The organism is Devosia sp. LjRoot16, assembly GCF_964252795.1.
Taxonomy (GTDB): Bacteria; Pseudomonadota; Alphaproteobacteria; order Rhizobiales; family Devosiaceae; genus Devosia_A.
Genome location: NZ_CAXUPH020000002.1, coordinates 344787 through 363715 on the forward strand (window position 1 = coordinate 344787; position 18929 = coordinate 363715).

At 63.7% G+C, this 18929-nt stretch carries 16 protein-coding genes and 1 tRNA gene; 6 read left to right on the forward strand and 11 right to left on the reverse strand.

Annotated features, from left to right (window positions below):
• Positions 1–29: 29 nt before the first annotated feature.
• The gene (locus ACSQ23_RS12115) at positions 30–1415 is read right to left on the reverse strand and encodes a glycosyltransferase family 4 protein (protein WP_436090773.1); all 1386 of its coding nucleotides are present in this window, start codon (positions 1413–1415) and stop codon (positions 30–32) included.
• Between ACSQ23_RS12115 and ACSQ23_RS12120 the strand changes: the two genes are divergently transcribed.
• Both ACSQ23_RS12120 and ACSQ23_RS12125 read left to right on the forward strand, forming a co-directional pair.
• A complete protein-coding gene (locus ACSQ23_RS12120; protein ID WP_436090774.1) occupies positions 1355–2083 on the forward strand; it encodes a class I SAM-dependent methyltransferase in 729 nt (242 codons plus the stop codon). The two genes, ACSQ23_RS12115 and ACSQ23_RS12120, sit on opposite strands and share 61 nt — an antisense overlap.
• Before the next feature lie 333 nt (positions 2084–2416).
• Complete coding sequence (locus ACSQ23_RS12125; protein ID WP_436090775.1) at positions 2417–3397, forward strand: NAD-dependent epimerase/dehydratase family protein; 981 nt, start codon at positions 2417–2419, stop codon at positions 3395–3397.
• An 85-nt stretch (positions 3398–3482) separates the two neighbouring features.
• Here the strand turns inward: ACSQ23_RS12125 and ACSQ23_RS12130 are convergent, their stop codons facing one another.
• The 7 genes from ACSQ23_RS12130 to ACSQ23_RS12160 form a co-directional block, all read right to left on the reverse strand.
• Positions 3483–3608 carry a hypothetical protein gene (locus tag ACSQ23_RS12130; RefSeq protein ID WP_436090776.1) on the reverse strand — a complete coding sequence of 42 codons (126 nt, stop codon included), beginning with the start codon at positions 3606–3608 and terminating at the stop codon, positions 3483–3485.
• Positions 3605–3964, reverse strand: a complete 360-nt coding sequence (locus ACSQ23_RS12135; protein WP_156384525.1) for a hypothetical protein — start codon at positions 3962–3964, stop codon at positions 3605–3607. The genes ACSQ23_RS12130 and ACSQ23_RS12135 overlap by 4 nt, the downstream gene beginning before the upstream one ends.
• 141 nt (positions 3965–4105) lie before the next feature.
• Positions 4106–4195, reverse strand: a tRNA-Ser gene (locus ACSQ23_RS12140).
• Between the two features lie 30 nt (positions 4196–4225).
• On the reverse strand, positions 4226–5197 hold the full coding sequence (locus ACSQ23_RS12145) for a quinone oxidoreductase family protein (RefSeq protein WP_436090777.1): 972 nt from the start codon (positions 5195–5197) through the stop codon (positions 4226–4228).
• Positions 5198–5200: 3 nt separating this feature from the next.
• Positions 5201–6703, reverse strand: a complete 1503-nt coding sequence (locus tag ACSQ23_RS12150) for a hypothetical protein (RefSeq protein WP_436090778.1) — start codon at positions 6701–6703, stop codon at positions 5201–5203.
• A 13-nt stretch (positions 6704–6716) separates the two neighbouring features.
• A complete protein-coding gene (gene flgK, locus ACSQ23_RS12155) occupies positions 6717–8564 on the reverse strand; it encodes a flagellar hook-associated protein FlgK (RefSeq protein ID WP_055878287.1) in 1848 nt (615 codons plus the stop codon).
• A 68-nt stretch (positions 8565–8632) separates the two neighbouring features.
• Entirely contained in the window at positions 8633–10402 is a 1770-nt protein-coding gene (locus ACSQ23_RS12160; protein WP_436090779.1) for a flagellar hook protein FlgE, read from the reverse strand.
• Between the two features lie 255 nt (positions 10403–10657).
• On the opposite strand from ACSQ23_RS12160, the gene ACSQ23_RS12165 reads away from it, so the two are divergent.
• Entirely contained in the window at positions 10658–11524 is an 867-nt protein-coding gene (locus ACSQ23_RS12165) for an ATPase (RefSeq protein ID WP_436090780.1), read from the forward strand.
• Positions 11525–11581: 57 nt separating this feature from the next.
• Complete coding sequence (locus tag ACSQ23_RS12170) at positions 11582–12499, forward strand: homoserine O-succinyltransferase (protein WP_436090781.1); 918 nt, start codon at positions 11582–11584, stop codon at positions 12497–12499.
• A 153-nt stretch (positions 12500–12652) separates the two neighbouring features.
• On the opposite strand, the gene ACSQ23_RS12175 is transcribed toward ACSQ23_RS12170, so the two are convergent.
• Genes ACSQ23_RS12175 through ACSQ23_RS12185 form a run of 3 tightly spaced genes read right to left on the reverse strand, consistent with a single transcriptional unit; the run spans position 12653 to position 16222 of the window.
• A complete protein-coding gene (locus tag ACSQ23_RS12175) occupies positions 12653–13087 on the reverse strand; it encodes an SRPBCC family protein (protein ID WP_436090782.1) in 435 nt (144 codons plus the stop codon).
• Positions 13088–13109: 22 nt separating this feature from the next.
• Complete coding sequence (locus tag ACSQ23_RS12180) at positions 13110–14276, reverse strand: hypothetical protein (RefSeq protein WP_436090783.1); 1167 nt, start codon at positions 14274–14276, stop codon at positions 13110–13112.
• A complete protein-coding gene (locus ACSQ23_RS12185; RefSeq protein WP_436090784.1) occupies positions 14273–16222 on the reverse strand; it encodes a glycosyltransferase family 2 protein in 1950 nt (649 codons plus the stop codon). Before ACSQ23_RS12185 ends, ACSQ23_RS12180 begins: the two co-directional genes overlap by 4 nt.
• A 183-nt stretch (positions 16223–16405) precedes the next feature.
• Here ACSQ23_RS12185 and ACSQ23_RS12190 point away from each other — a divergent pair, with 183 nt between their 5' ends.
• Both ACSQ23_RS12190 and ACSQ23_RS12195 read left to right on the forward strand, forming a co-directional pair.
• The gene (locus ACSQ23_RS12190; protein ID WP_436090785.1) at positions 16406–17860 is read left to right on the forward strand and encodes a YcjX family protein; all 1455 of its coding nucleotides are present in this window, start codon (positions 16406–16408) and stop codon (positions 17858–17860) included.
• Positions 17857–18879 carry a YcjF family protein gene (locus ACSQ23_RS12195; RefSeq protein WP_436090786.1) on the forward strand — a complete coding sequence of 341 codons (1023 nt, stop codon included), beginning with the start codon at positions 17857–17859 and terminating at the stop codon, positions 18877–18879. The genes ACSQ23_RS12190 and ACSQ23_RS12195 overlap by 4 nt, the downstream gene beginning before the upstream one ends.
• Positions 18880–18929: the final 50 nt, after the last annotated feature.

Below are 18929 nucleotides of genomic sequence, written 5' to 3' on the forward strand. Positions count from 1 at the left end.
CATCAGTAGCGGCGGCGTTCACATCGCGCTCATTTGACGGTTACGGCCCTGAGCACCGCAAGATGTGCTTCTGTCACATTCTCCGCGCTGAATCGACGCGCGCTCTCGAACGCCTGAAGCGCTGCCTTATCGGTAAGCGTCCTTTCGGAGGCGACCTTGTTCATGATGGCGACAAGGTCGTCAACACTGTCGGGATTGAACAGCCAACCACCGCCCGCAGTCCCCACCGCCTCTGGTATGCCGCCCCGTTCTGAAGCAATTACAGGACGTCCATAGGAGAAGGCTTCCAGGACAGCTCGGGGCAAAGGCTCGGCCCACAGCGACGGAACGACAACCACGTCAACCCGCGAGTAAAACTCATCCGGCGCCACGAATCCCATGAAGTCGATTTCGCGCCCGGCCTCCGCTACCAGCCGCTGGCGCACTTCGGGCCGAGTTTCGCCCGCAATCACTAGCTTGACGTTGCCCTGCATCCTGCCGAAGGCCTTAGCGAGTAATTCAAGTCCCTTTTCTGACGATGCTCTACCGATGTAGCCAAATGTCACGAACCCGTCTTCACTTCGCACAACCCTCACGGCGCGGCGTTCGGCAATATTTACGATGTTGGTTCGGATCTTGGCGTTTACAAATAGGCCAGCCTCAAGATGAGTGTCTAGGATAGCTTTGCTGTTGCCTATCACTGCGTCGACCAATACGGTTTTTGGCCCACGGGCAAATGTTGCGACCCGGCACTCGGCGCAAGTAGACGTGCAAATCCGACCATTGCGAAATCGAGCGCTGCGTCCGCACACGAGATAATAGTCTCGCAAGACATGAACGATCGGGATGTTTCGTTTGGCGGCCTCGCGCCAAACTCCCCATGACAGTCCGATCAGATTGTTTGTATGAACGACCTCTGGAGCGAACTCGTCGAGAAGATCGGTCAGCCCCCTCGGTACGAGACCCAGGTTATCGACGATGTGCCACATCGCCTTGCTAGCCTTAACTCGTACAACGCCATCAAAAGGCCAATAGAAATTTCTAATGTCGCGACTAACGACGCGCACCCCTTCAACGTTCTCATCAGCATCGGCTACCTTGCTGTCGTGCCCCCTGAACACCACAACCTCGTGCCCCCTCGCAACCAGACCTTCAGCAAGCGCCTTCGTGGAGACCTCCGCCCCCCCTACTACTCTAGGATCGGAGGGCGTAGCGTAGACGATGTTGGCGATTAGTACCCTCAATTGGCGGTATCTTTCTTCCGGTCGACGATTCGAGCTAACAGACCGGATACGGAGGAGCCAAGCAACCCGTTCAGCGCCGACAACGAGCCGTACCGTCTGCCCTGCGACCGAACAGAGCGCGAGACACCTGCATGCCGCTGTACAAAACTGACTTCTATCAGAACCGGCGGAGCCATACCGTTTCGTCGGCACGCACTGTGCTGACGTGTGTATGCCAACTGTTTCCGTTTAGCTCGGTCGTTGATCTGGGCTGCGGCACTGGCACGTGGCTTTCTGCCGCCGGCAGTCTCGGTGCAACCAGATTGGTCGGCTACGAGGGCGACTGGGTTCGTCGCGACATGCTCGACAACTCTTCCATCGAGTTGCACAGCGTGGACCTTTCTAAACCCCTTCGATCAGATGCGGAGCGGTTTGATTTGGCGATGTGCCTCGAGGTCGCAGAACACCTCCCGCCAGAGCGCGCCGACGGGGTGATCGAAGAACTCTGCACCAAGTCGGACACTGTGTTGTTTGGGGCAGCTGTCCCCGGCCAACGCGGCGTCGGACATGTTAACGAGCAGTGGCAGGACTACTGGGTCGAGAAGTTCGCAAACCGAGGTTACGCAGCAAACGACCTGCGTCCGAGGTTTTGGAGCGATGAAACGGTTCTCCCGCATTACGCCCAGAACATCTTCGTTTTTACACGAGGCGTACGGGTGCTGGAGCCGAGCGGTTATCCGATCAACATAGTGCACCCCGGCGTCCTGCAGCAGTACGAACACCCCGGCATCAAGTTGCTAACTAAACTAAATGCAGAGCTGCCGAGGGCTCTTTTTGGCGCGGTCGCCCGTCGCATGCGAAGAAAAAATGCTTCCGAGTGAGGTCAGCTCATCCACCGATCAGACGGAGTTCGTGACTGTAGATGCCGTGCCAGCCCGACCTCTGCATGCACGAACAGTTTGCCGACTGGAAACAGCCGGCAGACAAGCTTTTGTGGACGCTGTCGACCGTGGCGAGATCCAGCGCGCCGATCTAGGCTCGGTGGTTGACCGCGTTGTGACGGAGTGCCATCCGACAGGATGTCTCGTATTCTACCATAACAACAACGACTTGCACTCCGCGCGTGAGCGCAGGCATGCGTCCAGTGGTCAGCGCTCGACCGCAGCTAAGGCGCTGGACTGATCTTATCCGATGTCGAAGAAGGATGCGATTTGATGACGAAATTTGCGCTGGTCTGCGGTGCGGGCGGTTTTATTGGTAGCCATCTGGTGCGGAGACTCAAGAACGAGGGGTTCTGGGTCCGCGGCGTCGATCTGAAGTTCCCGGAGTTCGCCGAAACGGAAGCGGACGATTTTGTAGTCGGAGACCTTCGGGACCAACGGGTAGTCGATGCAGTGGTCGATCGGCGTTACGACGAGGTCTACCAGTTGGCAGCCGACATGGGTGGCGCCGGGTACATTTTTACCGGCGAGCATGACGCGGACATCATGCATAACTCGGCCACCATCAACCTTGGCGTTATCGACCGTGCCCACAAGCGTAACATACGGCGCATCTTCTATTCATCGTCGGCCTGCATGTACCCGGCGTACAACCAGGAAGATCCGGACAATCCGAACTGCAAGGAGTCATCGGCCTATCCAGCCGCTCCCGATAGCGAATATGGGTGGGAGAAGCTGTTCTCCGAACGGCTGTTTCTCGCCTTTAACCGGAACCACGGCATGTCCAACCGGGTGGCGCGTTACCACAATATCTTCGGCCCGCAGGGCACGTGGACGGGCGGCAAGGAGAAGGCACCGGCGGCGGTTTGCCGTAAGGTCGCCATGGCTGCAAACAACGGTGAGATTGAGATCTGGGGTGATGGTAACCAGACCCGTTCATTCCTCTACATCGACGAATGCATCGAAGGCACAATCCGGCTGACGCGGTCCGACTTTGAGGGGCCGGTCAATGTCGGTTCCGATGAGATGGTCACGATCAATCAGCTCGTTGATATGGTTGCCGATATCGCCGGCAAGACGCTTCATAAGAACCACGTTCCGGGCCCATTGGGAGTTCGCGGCCGCAATTCCCACAATCAACTGATCGAAGACAAGCTGGGATGGCGTCCGACACAAAGCCTGCGGAAGGGCCTTGAGACGACTTACGCGTGGATTGAAACACAAGTACGCCGCAACGCCGCTAGCAACGCCTGATCCGAAATCACCGGAATCCCCGGCGTCACAGTTTCTAGCGTAGACTTGGAGCGCGAAACCTCGCGCTCCTGCAGCGCCCCCTCCCCTACAACCGCACGACCTGCAACGCCACGATCCAGAACACCAGCCCCGTCAGCACCAGCAGCGGCACCCCCCAGCGGGAGGGGATACGGTCGAGTTGGTCGGCGAGCCTCTCCCAGAGGCGCTTCATTGGCGCAGCAGGTAGGGCTTGTGGTTGTAGAAGACGGTGCCGGGAGCGACTTCGACGCGGCCGGGCGAGCCTTTGGCGTCGAACTTTACCGCCTCGAGATAGGCGAGGTAGCAGGCGCTCTGGCACTTGCCCTTGAACAGCAGCGTCTTGCCTTCCATCAGCATGGCCCGGGCATAGCCCTCCCACACCCAGACTTCGCCGCCAGGGCCAGTAAAGGTGCAGACGCGGCGCTCGGCGCACGATTGCGGGTAATAGCCCTTGTGGGCCAACAGGTCGGCGCGTGACATCCGTTCGGCAGCCGGCGTATCCGGCAGCTGGCGAACGGCGACGCCCGCAGCAAGTGCAGGTGCGGCCAATAAAGATGCGAGAAGTACGGCAGAAAACTGCGTCCGAAAGCTAACCATTTCCAAGCCCCAATCTTGGTTATGGTCCGCCGCAGGTGATAGATTAACAGATACTTAACCGCCTACCAAGACGGGCAATTATCACAAATGCTTTGGCGGGTAGGGAGGGATTCGAACCCCCGGAACGCTTTCACGTTCGCCGGTTTTCAAGACCGGAGCAATCAACCGCTCTGCCACCTACCCGACGGCCACGCCTTTAGCGGCAGCCGCGCCTTACGGCAAGAGCAGCGTCGAGCCGGTGGTGGCGCGCGTCTCGAGAGCGATGTGGGCTTTGGCCGCTTCGGCAAGAGGAAAGGTCTGGTCGATGGCGATCTTCACCTTGCCCAGCGAGATCACATTGAACAGCGCCTCGGCCCCAAGCCGCAGATCGTCGGCGGTCCTGAGATATCCCCCGGTGGTGGGGCGGGTGAGGAACAGCGAGCCCTTCTCCGCGAGGATGGTCAGCTTGGGAATGGACACCGGACCCGAGGCATTGCCAAAGCTCACCATCAGGCCGCGCGGCTTGATGCAATCGAGCGACGGCTCGAAGGTCGCGGCGCCGACGCCGTCGTAGACGACGTCCACCCCTTTGCCGCCGGTGAATTGCCTCACCCGCTCGACAAAGTTGTCGGTCCGGTAGTTGATTGTGAGGTCGGCGCCATTCGCCTGGGCAATGGCGCACTTGTCGTCCGATCCGGCCGTGGCGATCACCATCGCGCCGATCGCCTTGGCCCATTGCGTCAGGATCTGGCCGGTGCCGCCGGCGGCGGCGTGGATGAGGATGGTCTCGCCTGCCTTGAGCGGATGGGTCCAGTGCAGCAGGTAGAAGGCGGTCAGGCCCTTGAGGATCGCCGCTGCAGCCACCTCGTAGCTAATGGCATCGGGGATGCGCACCACCCGGTCCGCCGGCAGCAGGCGCTCGTCGGCATAGGCGCCGACAGAGCCCTGGTAAGCGATACGATCGCCAACCCGCCACTGGGTGACATCAGGCCCGACCGCGATCACCTCGCCGGCGCCTTCGTTGCCCGCGACGAACGGCAGCGCCACCTTGTAGAGCCCGGTGCGCTGGTAGGTATCGATGAAGTTGAGCCCGATGGCGTGGCTTCTGATCTTGATCTGACCCGCGCCGGGCGCCGGAACCTCGACCTGCTCCAGTGTCAGCTTTTCCGGGCCGCCAAGTTCGCGGACGACGATTGCACGGCTCATCGGTTACCTCATGTAGTTCACCAGCGACAGCTGGCTGAGCAGCGCGGTGGTCTGATAGCTCGCTTCGAGACGCGTCTTCAGCGCCAGGATTTCCATGGCGATCGTCTCGGTGGGCGCCGCCTCAATCTGCTCTAACATGTTTCCAAGCTGGGCGGAGTGCGCAGTATGCCGCTCGGCAATGGCGCCAGTGGTGCTCTGGGCGAGGCCGAGCTCGACGGTGATCGCGGCGAGTGAGCCGGGCTGGTTGTCCTTGGTATCGGCGAGGCGGGCGGCATTGCGCGACATCATCGAGGAGTAGCGCTTTTCCGAGGTCGGATCGCTGTCGGGGAAATCCTGCACGGCGACGGCAGCGAGGGTCTGGATCAGGTTGATGAAGCCGCTCTCGTTGGCCTGGACGCCGTAGCCGACGGTGGTGCCTTCGCCCACTCGCGCCGTGACGGTGCTGCGCGGATCAGCGCTGTCCTCGCCGGTGTACCAGAGCATGGTGTTGGCCGAGGTGCCGGCGATGAGACCGGTGGCGCTGTCGAAGGGCGGGCCGTCGACGCGCATCACCTGCTCGCCCTGGCCGTTGAAGAAGTTTTCGGCCGCGGCATAGGCGGAGGCCGAGACCAGGGTGGTCTCGGCGAGCTGCTTGACCGAGCCGGTGAGCGCGGTCTCGAAACTGGCGGCGGTCGCATCAGCATCGGCGCCGATCTGGAACTCACCGTCGCCCGGCGTGCCCGTCGTAGCGACGAGGACGATCTGCTCCTCGGTGCCGTCGGGCATGGTGAAGCTGACCTGCACCTTGTCGCCGGCATTGGGCAACGGCGTGCCGAACTTTACCGTCAGCGCCGGTGGCGGACCGCCGCCCGGGGCCGTGACCGCGATATTGGCCGAGGTGGTGGTGATGCCGGAGAGCTTCATGCCGAAGACGGTGATCTCTTCGGCCAGCGTCACCGTGTCGGTGACCCGACTGATATCGAGGCGGCCAAGATGGTCGGCCCCGAGATCGGCGAGCTTGCGCTCCCCGGCCACCTGCTTGAAGCCGGCACGGGCGCCGACGCCGTTCATCACATCGGATGAGGTCGCCACCGGCTGGCTGTCGGTGCGGTTGCCGCCGAACATGTAGCGGCCGGCGACATCGGTATTGAGCAGCGTCAGCACTTCGTCGAAGCGCGAGCCGGCCAGCGTCGGCGTGGTCTGGAAATTGATGCCGGAGGTGCCGCCGCCGCCCGAGATCGCCGCGGCGCGGGCGTCGGACTCGATGGTGTCGAGCCGGCTCATCACCGTATCGAGCACTTCGAGCCTGAGGTTCACCGTCGAGATCGACTGCTGGTAACCCTCCATCCGCGCCATGCGCTGGCGCAGCGCCAGGTCGAAATAGCGGTCCGAGCCCATCTCGGCCAGGGTCGAGGCCTTCTCGCCACTGGCCAGCTGCGTCTGCAACTGGTCGTAGCGGGCCTTCATGGCGGTGATGTTCTTGATGCCGTTGGCGAGCGGGAACATCGTCTTGCCGACTGAGGTCATGGGCTTGTTCCTTCTAGAGCTGCATCAGGGAGTCCATCAGTTCCTGCACCACGCTCATCACCCGCGCATTGGCGGCGAAAGCGTTCTGCAGTTCCATCAGGCGCGCCATTTCTTCGTCGACGTCGACGCCGTATTCGCTGTCGAGCCGCTGCGTCAGGGCAGCCAGCGTCTGCTGCTGCGTCTCGTTGTTCGAGATCGCCGCTTCGGCAACGTTGCCCTGGTAGTTGAGGGTCTGCGAAATCAGGTCGGCGACGGTACCGCCGAGGCGTGAGCTGGCGTCGCTCAGCCCACCCCCCTGCCCGCCGGAAAAGCGCATGTCGTCGAGGTTGGCGATCACCTGGTTGAGCCGGTCCTGATCACCTAACGGCGTCGTGCCGGTGTATTGCACCAAGAGCTTGTTATCGGCGACGATCGAGGCGTTGACGCTGATGCGGCTGGCGAAGCCGAGCTTCTGGCCGACGCCGTCGAGGCTGTTGGTGAAGTCGGCATTGTTGGTATCGACAAACAGCGAGAAGCCGAGCGTACCGTTCTGCAACCCCGAGGAGGTGGTGCGGGTCGAGAGCGACAGCATGTCGGTGGTGCCGGCGACGCCGTCGTCCATGATCCTGAGTGTGCTGCCCGACGGGTTGGAGACAGACAGCCCCCCACCCAGCTTGTTCTGCAGCTGCGAGGCGACCCCAGCGGCTCCGCCGGAGAAATCGAGCCCGATCACCCGTGCGCCGTTGGCATCGACATAGTCGAGCGGGAGCTTGGTGGTGTCGTCGACGCGCAGCACGCGGACGGTCTTTTCGGCGCCACCCTGCGTGTACTTGAAGGTGAACTCGTTGCCGTTGCGGACGTTGGCGAGGTCGACCTCGTAGCCGTTCGACGGCCCCGAGGTGACCTGCGTGCCCTGCTTGACGTTGGTCGACATCGCCTGCGCCACCGAGGCGGCGATCTCGTCGAGCTGATCCTGCGCCTGCACCAGTTGCTGGTCGCGCAGTTGGATGAGGCCGGCGAGCTCGCCCGATTGCAGCACGTTCTGCTTGACCAAGTCGATCTCGAGGCCGGCCGGAGTCATGATCGAGAGCTTGCCGACGCCGCTCACCGCATCGTTCGGGCTGAAGCGCGAGGCGGCCGACAGCGCACCGGCGCTTTCGTAGCTGAATACGGATGCCTTCACATCGAGGATGCCGACGCCCGAGCGGGTCATCAGCGAAACGGTGCCGTCGCCGCGATAATTGACGCGCAGATCCATCTGCTGCGACAGGTCCTCGACCAGCCGGTCGCGCTGGTCCATCAGGGTGGCGCGCGAGGTGGCATCGATGCCCTGGTCGGCGAGCCTGAGGTTCACCTTTTCCAGCGATTGCAGCTGGTTGTTGATCGAGTCGACGCTGTTGGAGAGCTTGGCCTCGATCTCCTGGCGCAGCGACTGGATGTCGGAGCTCAGCCGGTTGAGCGTCGAAGCCACGGTCTGGGCCTTCTGCACCAGATCGGCTCGGTTCGCATAGCTGTCGGGGCTGGTCGCCACGGCGGCGAGAGAACTCTCGAAGGCATTGTAGGCGCTGTCGATCGAGCCGACAGTGCCGGGCTTGCCGAACAGGGTCTGCACCCGGTCGAGGAAGCTCGCCTGCACGCTGGTGAAGCCGGATTCGGCAGTGCTGCGTGTGTAGTGCGCCTGCAGAGATTGGTTGAAGGTGCGGCTGAGCTGGCCCTCGCGGGCATAGGTCGAGTTGACGCCCAACGAGTCGATGACGCTGACCGAACGCCGGTGATAGCCGGGGGTGCCGGCATTGGCGACGTTGTTGGACAGCGTATCGAGCGCGTTCTGCCCGACACGCATGCCCGAAAGCGCATTGCTGAGGGTAACCGAGAGCCCCATACCACCCTGCTCCAGTTGAGAAAGCTCCGGCGCAGGGCGGACCCGCGCCGGAGGGGTTCAGTTCCGCCTCAGCGGATCATGTTCAGCGATTCCTGCAGCATCTGGTCGGCCGCGGAGACGATGCGGGTACCGGCGGCGTAGGCCTGCTGCGTGACGATCAGCTTGGTGAACTCTTCGGAGATGTCGGTGTTGGAGGCCTCGACGGCCGAACCGATCACCCCGTCGGTGTCGAGCAGCGGCTCACCCGATTCCGAGGTCGCGGCGAACACGCCGCCGTCCATTCTCTTCAGCGCATTGACGGCGCTGAAGTTGGCGGTGACCACCTGGGCCACCTCAAGCTGCTGGCCGTTGGTGTAGGAGACCACTACGCGGCCATTGTCGTTGACCGCGACCGAGACGAACTCGCCGGCGGCATAGCCGTTCTGGTTGAGCGTCGTCACTTCGGCATTGCCGTTCGGATCGGCGAACTGGGTGAGGCCCGAGGCACCGTGCTGCAGGGTGATGTCGCCGATGGCGACGCCGTTGACCTGGAGACCCTGCAACTCAGTGGACTCGACGGGCGGGTTGGGCGAGCCGTCCGGCCCGAAAGTGTAGTCGCCACCGAACCGAGACCAGGCGGTGCCGGTGCCGGTAGCTTGCGAGTTGGTGAGAATGAACAGGTTCCATTTCTCGGAACCGCCGTTCGCCGTCGAGTTCACCTTGGCCCAGCGCATCTGCACGTTGGCCGGCGCACCGTTGCCGGCATAGACCGTCACCGCACCGCCGGAGATCGACTGCGAAACAAAGGCGTCGGCCTTGTCGGCGCTGACGCTGTTGACCCGCTGCTGCAGGGCCAGAGCCGACGAAACGGTCGGGTTGTAGGTGCCGTCGGCAAGGCCGAAGCCCAGCGACGAGGTGCCGGTGGTGTTGTCGGCAACCTGCACCACGTCGGTGGCGTCGGCGCCGGTCACGGTGATGGCGCCGCTCGAGTTGAGAGCCACGGTGGGCCGATCGCCGGCCGGCAGCGCGCCGTTGATGGCCGTCTGGATGGCCGTCAGCAGGCCACCGACGGTGCCCGAGGCGGTCACGTCGACGTTGGTGCCGCTGGTGCCGCCGCCTTCGTTGAAGGTAATGGTGACCGGTGTGCCATTGACGGTGAGGGTCAGAGTGTTGCCGGCGCTGGCAATGGTGTTGGCGGCAGCGCCGGATGTGGTAGTCGCACCCGAGGTGGTCGCCGCCGTATCCGGCGTGATGTTGAGGAAGTCCTGCGCCCGCAGCAGCTCGCTGCCCGGAGTCTTCGAGGCCTGGTAAGCCGCGGTCTTGGGCAGTTGCGGCAGGTTCAGCTCGTAATTGACCGACGTGGTCTGCTGCGCCGGCAGGAACGCGCTCGACACCTGCAGCACCTGCGGCACCGAACTCGAGATGTTCTGCGTCGCCGGGTCGATCGGCAGGCCCTTGAGGTAGTAGCCCGAGCCGTTGACGAGGTAGCCGTTCTTGTCGAGTTCGAAGTCGCCGCGGCGGGTGTAGTAGTTGGCGCCGGCGAACAGCGTATCGCCGTCCGACATGCCGATCGGCGGCTCGACGACGAAGAAGCCATTGCCGTTAATGGCCATGTTGGTTTCGGTCGAGGTGCCCTTGATGTCGCCCTGGATGTTGTTGGTCGAGCGCGAGTAGGCGAGCACCGAGCCGGCGGTCTGCCGCTTCTGGGCGGCATCGGGGATCATGTCGACGAAGTCGGTGTCGATGCGCTTGAAGCCGGTGGTCTGGCTGTTGGCGATGTTGCCCGAGATGTTCTCGAGCGCGAAGGATTGGGCGCGTAGCCCGGTGACTGCGGTCGAAAGAGCGCCGTAGATGCCCATAGTTTGCTCCATACCCCCATTTGGCGTGCGGACACGCGGGTTCGGACAATGCAATGCAAGGGCGATGCCAGTTCGGCTGCGCATTGAAATTGCTGCGTTTTTCGCTGCGCTGGTACGGGTGTGGCGACAAAGGGGCAAAAGAGTCCGGGTCGGGCGGCAGGAATTGCCGGGGTGGCATGGCCGGGCGGAGCCCCCTGCCCTTGTCGCGTCCCCGCGCATCGTCTAAATCGATCACGCCGAACCGGACCCGCCCCTATGCTGTTCAATTCCGCCGAGGATTTCCTGAGCGCGCCGCGTCACGCCGTGACGGTGTTCGGCATGGCCGGGGTCGGCAAGACCTGGCTGGCGGCGCTGCTGCGCAAGCACCAGTGGTTCCACTATTCGGCCGACTACCGCATCGGCACGCGCTACATGGGCGAGTTCATCGTCGACAACTTCAAGGCCGAGGCCATGAAGGTGCCGTTCCTGCGCGAGCTGTTGCGGACGGACTCGATCAAGATCGACAGCAATATCACCTTCGCCAACCTCGACCCGCTCTCGACCTATCTCGGGCGCCCCGGGGATGCGCGCCGCGGCGGGCTGCCGCTTGCCGAGTATCAGCGCCGGCAGGAGCAGCACCGGGTGGCCGAGATCGCGGCGCTGGCGGACGTGCCCTATTTCATCGAGCGCGCCGACCAGCTCTATGGCTACTCGAACTTCATCGCCGATACTGGCGGTTCGCTGATCGAGGTGGTGGACCCGGCCAATGCCGAGGACCCGGTGATCAAGGCGCTGACCTCGAGTACGCTGCTGCTCTACATCCGCGGCACCGAAGACGACGCCCACAAGCTGATCGAACGCTTCAAGCACAGCCCCAAGCCGATGTATTATCAGCCGCACTTCCTCATTGAGAAGTGGAACGAGTTCAAGACCCTGAACAAGGTCAAGGACGACGCCGGCGTCGACCCGGACGCCTTTGGCGCCTGGGGTTTTGAGGCGCTGCTCAAGGATCGGCTGCCGCGCTACCAGCAACTCGCCGACAATTTCGGCTACACCATCGAAGCCAGCGACCTCGCCACTGTGCGCGACGGCGACGAATTCCTCGACCTCGTGGCAGGGGCGATCCGTCAGCGAATGCGATAGCGCCCTCACCGGCGCCGCTTCCGCTCACCTGATCGCTATCCTATCTAGAGGCACATCATGCCAATTCGCATTCCTGACCACCTGCCGGCGGCCAAAACCCTTCAATCGGAGGGTGTCATGGTCATGGACTCCTCCCGCGCTGCCCGCCAGGACATCCGCCCGCTGCAGATCGGCCTGCTCAACCTGATGCCCAACAAGGAGCGGACCGAGACGCAGTTCGCCCGGCTGATCGGCGCCACGCCGCTGCAGGTCGATCTGACGCTGGTGCGGGTCAGCGACCACAAATCCAAGAACACCTCGGAAGAGTACCTCAAGAGCTTCTATTCCACCTGGGAAGAGGTGCGGGAGCGGAAGTTCGACGGCTTCGTGGTGACCGGCGCGCCGGTGGCGAACATGCCGTTCGAGGAGGTAAAGTACTGGTCCGAGATGCTCGAGATCATGGACTGGACAGAGACTAACGTGCACCACACGATGTTCATCTGCTGGGGCGCGCAGGCGGCGCTGCATCACTTCCATGGAGCGAAGCGCTACCGCATGCCGTCTAAGGCTTTCGGAGTGTTCCGCCACAAGCTGGTCGGCCCGCAGACGCCGTGGCTGCACGGCTTCTCAGACAGCCCGATGATCCCGGTGAGCCGCTATAACGACATCGACCGAACAAGCCTCGGGGCGAACCTCGAAGTGCTGATCGACAATGACGACATCGGCGTCTGCATGCTCGAGGACAAGGTGCGCCCTGCCCTCTACATGCTGAACCACCTCGAGTACGACAACCGCTCGCTGGCGGACGAGTATGAGCGCGACGTCAAAGCCGGGCTGGACACAGCGCCGCCGGTCAACCTGTTCCCCAATGGCGACACCACGGTGGAGCCGGAGAACCGGTGGCGCAGCCATGCCCACCTGCTGTTCCAGAACTGGATCAACGAGATCTACCAGACCACGCCGTACGAGCTCGAGAAGATCGGTTTGAGCGAGTAACTCGTTGTGAGGGACTGAGAGAGACGGCCCCCTCCCATCCTCCCCCATGAAGGGGGAGGTGCCGCATCGAGATTGCGGCAGCGATGGGTGTCAAACGCTCGACTCTTCACCTCCCCCTTCATGGGGAGGCCGGGAGGGGGCCGTCTGCTTCAGTCAATGCATCCCCTCCGCCGACTGCTTCAGACCTTCCAGCATCATGGTCCAGTTCTTTTCGAACTCGGCCCGGGTCTTGGCGTCGACCTCGGTGTCCTGGCCCTCGTTGAACTGGCTGAGCGTCACCTTGGTGCGCGCGCCTGATGGGGCGAGCTCATACTTGACCACGTGGTAGCTGGGCGGACGTTTGCCGGAGCCGTCCTTGTCGCTCCAGTGGGTGAAGCTCAACTCCTTGGCTTCCGCGAGGGTCTGGATCTCGCCGCGATCGGTGAAGCTCTTGCCCTGCCATTCGCCTTTGAAGGTGATGGGATTGCCGATCTTCCAATCGGTCTCGATCCTGGTGCCGGGGAACATGGCGCCGCCCTTCATCGCCTTCCATACGGTGGCGCTGGGAGCAGCAATGAAAGTGTCGATTTCAACGACAGGTTTGTGCATTTGCACCTCCTCTGATTGGAGGTCAAACGCCCGACCTGAGGGACAGTTGCGCAATGCCGGCCGGAACCTGGTTGAACAGCGCCGCCTTCCAAGCTGCATCGTTCCAGAGATCGCTGTAAGTCCAGCTCGCTGCGGCCGCGAGCACCAGCAGCAGCAACGACAGCAGCCGGAGTTGGAACGGCAGCCGAACCACGGCAAGCCACGACAGGAAGGCAACGATCAGCGCGATCGGCGGCACGATGGCAGTCATCGTGGTGTTGAGGATGGCGCGGGCGAACACCAGGTAGAGCGGCTGGGCGATCACCGCCAGCGCGCTGAAGACGTGGCGCCGCTCCGGGAGTTCGGGCCAGAAGCAGTAGAGCAGCGGCACGATCAGCACCGGCGCAAACACCGCCAGCGCCTCGAGCCCGCCCGCCAGCGCCTCAACGTCGAAGTGCAGGTTGGTGTAAGTGCTGACATAGGGCAGCAGGGCGGCCGCGACATCCATTCGCGCCTGCACGATGAAGCCGACAATGCCGATGGCGACGATCAGCGTCGGCAGGATCGCCACCAGCAGCATGGCCACGAAGGCACGCGGGTCGGTGCGCGCATCGCGATCGGCCAAGGCCGTGGCGATAGCCAGCGGGACGATCAGCAGCGCTGCAATCGGGCTCGCCAGCAGCAGCAAGGGCAACAGCAGCCCGAGCCCGATGGCCGATTGCACGTCGCCGACATCCTCGAGCGAACGGATCGCCGGGATCAGCGCGGCGAAGGCGATGTAGAGCGGGATGGCGCGCGAGGATGCCGTCACCGTGTAGAGGCCGCCGGCATGCAGCATCAGCGCGACGAGCGCGATGAACGCGCCGATGCGGAACCAGCCATTGGCGCGCAGCCGGTCGTACAGCGCGCCGAAGGCGAAGCCCGAGACGGCGACGACGGTCAGCGACAGCGCCCATTGCTGCAGCTGGGTGCCCGGCAGCAGGCCGACGACGCGCAGCACCACCTGCGACAGCCAGCCGCCGGTTCGCCACGCCTCGCCTGCCTGCAGCTGTTCGATGTCGCGGCGGACATAGCCGCCATCGATGACGTGCAGCGCCAGCACCAGCAGCACAATCACGGCCGCCAGTGACCAAAGGATCGTCGCCGGGCGCCAGAATGGCCGCCGCTGATGGGCCGCAACCGGGGCGGTGGCGAGATCGAGGATGCTCATTTCGGCGCCTCGCTCTTGACCTGTGCGAGCGTCTTCTGGGTGACGCTCGAGGTGCCGTGCTCGGTCTTTTCCCAATAGTGCGGGTTGAAGATCAGCTGCCAGAACGCCTTGTAGGCGGCGATCGAGTGCAGCACCCAGTAGACCGGGAGCAGGATGCCGACCGGCACCAGGTCATAGTACTTGCGCTTCAGTGCCGCGATCACCCCGAAATAGACGAGGAACAGGTTGCCGATCACCAGGTTGAACAGCGCCATGGTGCCGAACGGCTCGGGGAACAACCAGCCGAAATCCCAGCTATTGGTGAACCACACCAGGAAGGTGATCACCCACAGGATCGGCGCCAGCAGCATGGTGAAGGGCGGCGCCCCGATGAAGAAGTGGAAGGAGAAGAAGCCTTTAGCGCCGATGGACTTCCAGAGCTGGATCGGGTGCCGCATGTGCACCAGCCAAGTCTGCATGTAACCCTTGATCCAGCGCGAGCGCTGCTTGATCCAGCTGGGCAGCACGCCGTTGGCTTCCTCGTAGGTGGTCGAGTTGATGACGCCGACGGTGTAGCCCTCCTGCGCCAGCCGCACGCCCAGGTCGGCATCTTCAGTGACGTTGTAGGGGTCCCACGCGCCGACCTTGCGCAGCGCCGAGAGCTTGAAGTGGTTGGAGGTGCCGCCGAGTGGGATCGGCACCTTCAGCCAATCGAGCCCCGGCAGCAGGAAATCGAACCACTGGCTGTACTCGAGCGTGAACATCCGCGTCAGCCAGTTTTCGGAGCGGTTGAAGTAGTTGAGCCGCCCCTGGACACAGGCGAGCTGCGGGTCGCCGTTGCGGAAGGCCAGCACTGCCTTCTTCAATTGGTCCGGCTCAGGCTGATCCTCGGCATCGTAGATGGTGACGAACTCGCCGCGGCTGAACTGCAGCGCGTAGTTGCAGGCCTTGGGCTTGGTCTTGGGCTGGCTTGGCGGCACCCGGACGATCTCGAAGGTGCCGGGCAGCCGCAGGGCCTTCGCTGCCTCGATGGTTTCGGTATCGTCCTCCTCGAGGACCAGCTTCACCTCGAGCTTGGAGGCTGGATAATCCAGCCCTTTCAGCGCCTTGGTCAGCAGCGGCAAGACCTTGGCCTCTTTGTACATCGGCACCAGCACGGTGTAGACGGGCAGCTCGCTGTCCTTGAGTGCGGCGATCGCCTCGGGCGAGATCTCCATGTCGGCCTTGCGCGACGAGCCGATGAAGGTCAGCACGAATTTGAACACGAAGGTCAGGGTGTAGATGGTGGTGAAGAACGCCATCAGCGTCACCGCCGTCGCCATCGGCGCCAGCACGAGACCTGCCAGCAACACGGCCAGCAGCGCCCACAACACCAGCTTCTGCGGCTTGGTCACCGTGTATTTGGCCGAGTGCTCGGGCTTCCACGAATAGAGCGCCTCGCGGGCGAAGAAGCTGTCCCAATCGCGGAACAGCTGCTGGGTCTGCCACAGGATATCGAATGGCGAGGTGATGACGAAATCGTAGCTGTCGGGGCCGAACCGCTCGTCGCCCCACAGGAAATGTTCGGTGGTAATCTCGGTGGCGGCGAGGATCAGCCGGCCGTCGATCCGGCGCCAGGGCACGATGTTGCGCTCGGCGTAATCGGCGCGGTCCTCGACCCGGGTCAGGGTCTGGTCGATCGGTTCGCGCTGCAGATCGACGAAGGGCAGGCCGTACACTTCGGCGACCGCCTTGTAATAGTCGATCGGCCGTACGAACCCGAGCGCGATGATGGTTGCCGCAAGGCTCGAGCCCCACTCCGCCGTTTGCCGCATGGCGATCGCCAGATCGGTGAGCCGCAGCGTCTTTTTGGCAAGCAACAGCTTGGCGACATCGAGATGCAGCCGTTCGCCGGCCGTACGTTCGCGCGGAACCCCGACGAGTTCGTCTGCATCAGCCTCAAAATTACGAGCAACCGCGTAAGCCATGGTTCAGCTAAGGCGGGGAACCGTGAAGAATCCCCAAATCTGGCAATCACGATTCCTCCCAACGGGCCAACGCGCTAGCCTTGCAATCGCCATGGGACCGCCTACCTTCCCGACAATCTTGGTTTGTCGCGCTTTCGAACCGGAAAAGTCTGCAACTTTTCCTGAAAGCGCTTAGGGAACCCGATGCCGCAAGCGCCGACGACCATCACCGACGAGATCGGCATCGCGCTAGGCAACCTCGCCGATGCGGCGGTGGCGCCGTTCACGCCCACCTTGCGACTGGGGGTGACCGGGCTCAGCCGCGCCGGCAAGACCATCTTCATCACCGCGCTGATCCACAACCTCCTCACCGGCGGGCGCCTGCCCGGCTTTGCGGCGCTGACCGAGGGCCGCTTCATTGGAACTCGGCTGGCCGAACATCCCGATGCCGGCATCCCGCGCTTTGCCTATGAGCAGCACCTCGCCGCGCTGACCGGCAAGGAGCCGCACTGGCCGGAATCGACGCGGAAGATCAGCCAGTTGCGGTTGACGCTGAAGTTCCAGTCGAAGCGCTGGGTGTCGGGGATGTTCGGGCCGACAGTGCTTAACCTCGATATCGTCGACTATCCCGGCGAGTGGCTGCTCGACCTGCCGCTGTTGTCACTGAGCTTCGCCGAGTGGAGTGCACAGGCCCTGAAGCGTGCTGCGCTGCCGCACTCGAAAACCGAAGCCGCGGCGTTCATGAGCGAGATCCAGCAGACGGACAGCGCGAAAGAGGCGACGGACGTGGATGCCGAACGGCTGGCGGCGGCGTTCACCGATTACCTGCGGCGCAGCCGCGAGGATGGGCGGGCCCTCAGCACCCTGCCCCCGGGTCGGTTCCTGCTGCCCGGCGACCTCGAGGGCAGCCCGGCCTTGACCTTCGCGCCGCTGCCGCCACCGGTCGGCCCGGTGCGATCGTCGAGCCTCTACGCCATGCTGGAGCGTCGCTACGAGGCCTATAAGGCGATCGTGGTGCGGCCGTTCTTCCGCGACCACTTCGCGCGGCTCGATCGGCAGGTGGTGCTGGTCGATACGCTCAGGGCACTGAACGCCGGCCCGGCAGCAGTGGCCGATCTCGAGACAGCGCTGACCGATATCCTGTCCTGCTTCCGGCAGGGCGACAACAACCCGATCACTCGCCTGGTGGCGCGACGTATCGACCGCATCCTGTTCGCGGCCACCAAGGCCGACCACATCCACTCCTCGAGCCATGACCGGCTGGAGGCGGTGATGAACCGGCTGGTCGCCGATGCGGCGCGCAAGGCCCGGTTCGCCGGGGCCGAGACCCGCTCGATGGCCATCGCGGCGATCCGGGCAACGCGCGAGAGCGTCATCGACGACGGCGGCGACAAGCACGAGGTGATCGTCGGTACGCCGCAGGCGGGCGAGGTGCTGGACGGCAAGACCTACGACGGCAAGACGGAAATCGCGCTATTCCCCGGTGACTTGCCCGAGCATCCTGATGCGCTGTTCGAGGATGGTCGTCCAGTTGCACTGAATTTCCTGCGCTTTCAGCCGCCGCAGCGGCTGGAAAAGAACGCCGAAGGCAATGTGGTGCTGCCGCATATCCGTTTCGACCGGGCGCTCGACTACCTGATCGGAGACTGGCTGCGATGAAACCACCCTTCGCCCGCTCCGTCTCGTCCAGCGGCGACGCCGCCGAGGAGCCGCGCCGCCCGCGCGTGTTCGAACCAGCGCAGGCCGTCGCCCTGCCCGAGAGCATCGAGCCGATCACCGATATCGAGGCGCCACTGGATGATGCGGCGCGACCGCCGCGGCTGCTCGGCTGGGTCGGGCGCGTCGCCTGGATCGCCGGCGGTATCCTCGTCTCTCTGGCGCTGGGGCTTGCCGCCGAACGGCTGATCGCCGAGCTGTTCGCGTCGCAGCCCTGGCTCGGCTGGGTCGGGCTCGGAGTGCTTGCCGTGCTGGTGATCGCACTGCTGGTGATCATCGTGCGCGAGGTGGCTTCGCTGCTGCGGCTCCGCGCCCTCGACCGGCTGCGGCACGCCGCGGTCGCGGCGCTCAGCAGCGACCGCAACAAGGATGGTGCGGCGATCACCCGCGAACTGCTCGAGATTTACGCGCGCCGACCGGACCTGGCGCGGCCACGCGACGAACTGGAGAGCAATGCGCGCCACGTCTTCGATGGCGCCGAGCATGTGCGGCTGGGCGAACGGCTGCTGATGGCGCCGCTCGATACGCGAGCCCGGGCGCTGACGGCGGCTTCGGCGCGGCGTGTGGCGCTGGTGACGGCGGTCTCGCCGCGGGCACTGATCGACATCGCCTTCGTCATCTTCGAGAGCGTGCGGCTGGGCGGCGACATCGCCCGGCTCTATGGCGCGCGGCCCGGCTTCATCGGCACCTGGCGGCTGATCGGCGCCATCCTCGCACACCTCGCGGTCACCGGCGGGCTGGTGCTGACCGACGGCGTGGTCGAGCAGCTGGTCGGCCAGGGGCTCGCGGCGAAACTCTCGGCGCGGCTCGGTGAGGGCGTGGTCAACGGGCTGATGACGGTACGGGTCGGCATCGCCGCGATGCGCGTGGTCCGCCCGCTGCCGTTCGAGGTGGTAAAGCAGCCGATGGTCAAGGATTTCATCCCGGAGCTGGCCAACGTGCTGAACGCGGAAAAGAAGTAGATCGGGCTTCTTCGCTCGTCCCACATTGTCGGATTTCTTCAATCTCGTTC

What these genes read in the sequence shown, in the direction of transcription:
- ACSQ23_RS12120 (WP_436090774.1), top strand. Translation starts at nt 1,355, where the DNA reads ATGCCGCTGTACAAAACTGACTTCTATCAGAACCGGCGGAGCCATACC.
- ACSQ23_RS12125 (WP_436090775.1), top strand. Translation starts at nt 2,417, where the DNA reads ATGACGAAATTTGCGCTGGTCTGCGGTGCGGGCGGTTTTATTGGTAGC.
- ACSQ23_RS12130 (WP_436090776.1), bottom strand. Translation starts at nt 3,608, where the DNA reads ATGAAGCGCCTCTGGGAGAGGCTCGCCGACCAACTCGACCGTATCCCC.
- ACSQ23_RS12145 (WP_436090777.1), bottom strand. Translation starts at nt 5,197, where the DNA reads ATGAGCCGTGCAATCGTCGTCCGCGAACTTGGCGGCCCGGAAAAGCTG.
- ACSQ23_RS12150 (WP_436090778.1), bottom strand. Translation starts at nt 6,703, where the DNA reads ATGACCTCAGTCGGCAAGACGATGTTCCCGCTCGCCAACGGCATCAAG.
- flgK (WP_055878287.1), bottom strand. Translation starts at nt 8,564, where the DNA reads ATGGGGCTCTCGGTTACCCTCAGCAATGCGCTTTCGGGCATGCGTGTC.
- ACSQ23_RS12160 (WP_436090779.1), bottom strand. Translation starts at nt 10,402, where the DNA reads ATGGGCATCTACGGCGCTCTTTCGACCGCAGTCACCGGGCTACGCGCC.
- ACSQ23_RS12165 (WP_436090780.1), top strand. Translation starts at nt 10,658, where the DNA reads ATGCTGTTCAATTCCGCCGAGGATTTCCTGAGCGCGCCGCGTCACGCC.
- ACSQ23_RS12170 (WP_436090781.1), top strand. Translation starts at nt 11,582, where the DNA reads ATGCCAATTCGCATTCCTGACCACCTGCCGGCGGCCAAAACCCTTCAA.
- ACSQ23_RS12175 (WP_436090782.1), bottom strand. Translation starts at nt 13,087, where the DNA reads ATGCACAAACCTGTCGTTGAAATCGACACTTTCATTGCTGCTCCCAGC.
- ACSQ23_RS12180 (WP_436090783.1), bottom strand. Translation starts at nt 14,276, where the DNA reads ATGAGCATCCTCGATCTCGCCACCGCCCCGGTTGCGGCCCATCAGCGG.
- ACSQ23_RS12185 (WP_436090784.1), bottom strand. Translation starts at nt 16,222, where the DNA reads ATGGCTTACGCGGTTGCTCGTAATTTTGAGGCTGATGCAGACGAACTC.
- ACSQ23_RS12190 (WP_436090785.1), top strand. Translation starts at nt 16,406, where the DNA reads ATGCCGCAAGCGCCGACGACCATCACCGACGAGATCGGCATCGCGCTA.
- ACSQ23_RS12195 (WP_436090786.1), top strand. Translation starts at nt 17,857, where the DNA reads ATGAAACCACCCTTCGCCCGCTCCGTCTCGTCCAGCGGCGACGCCGCC.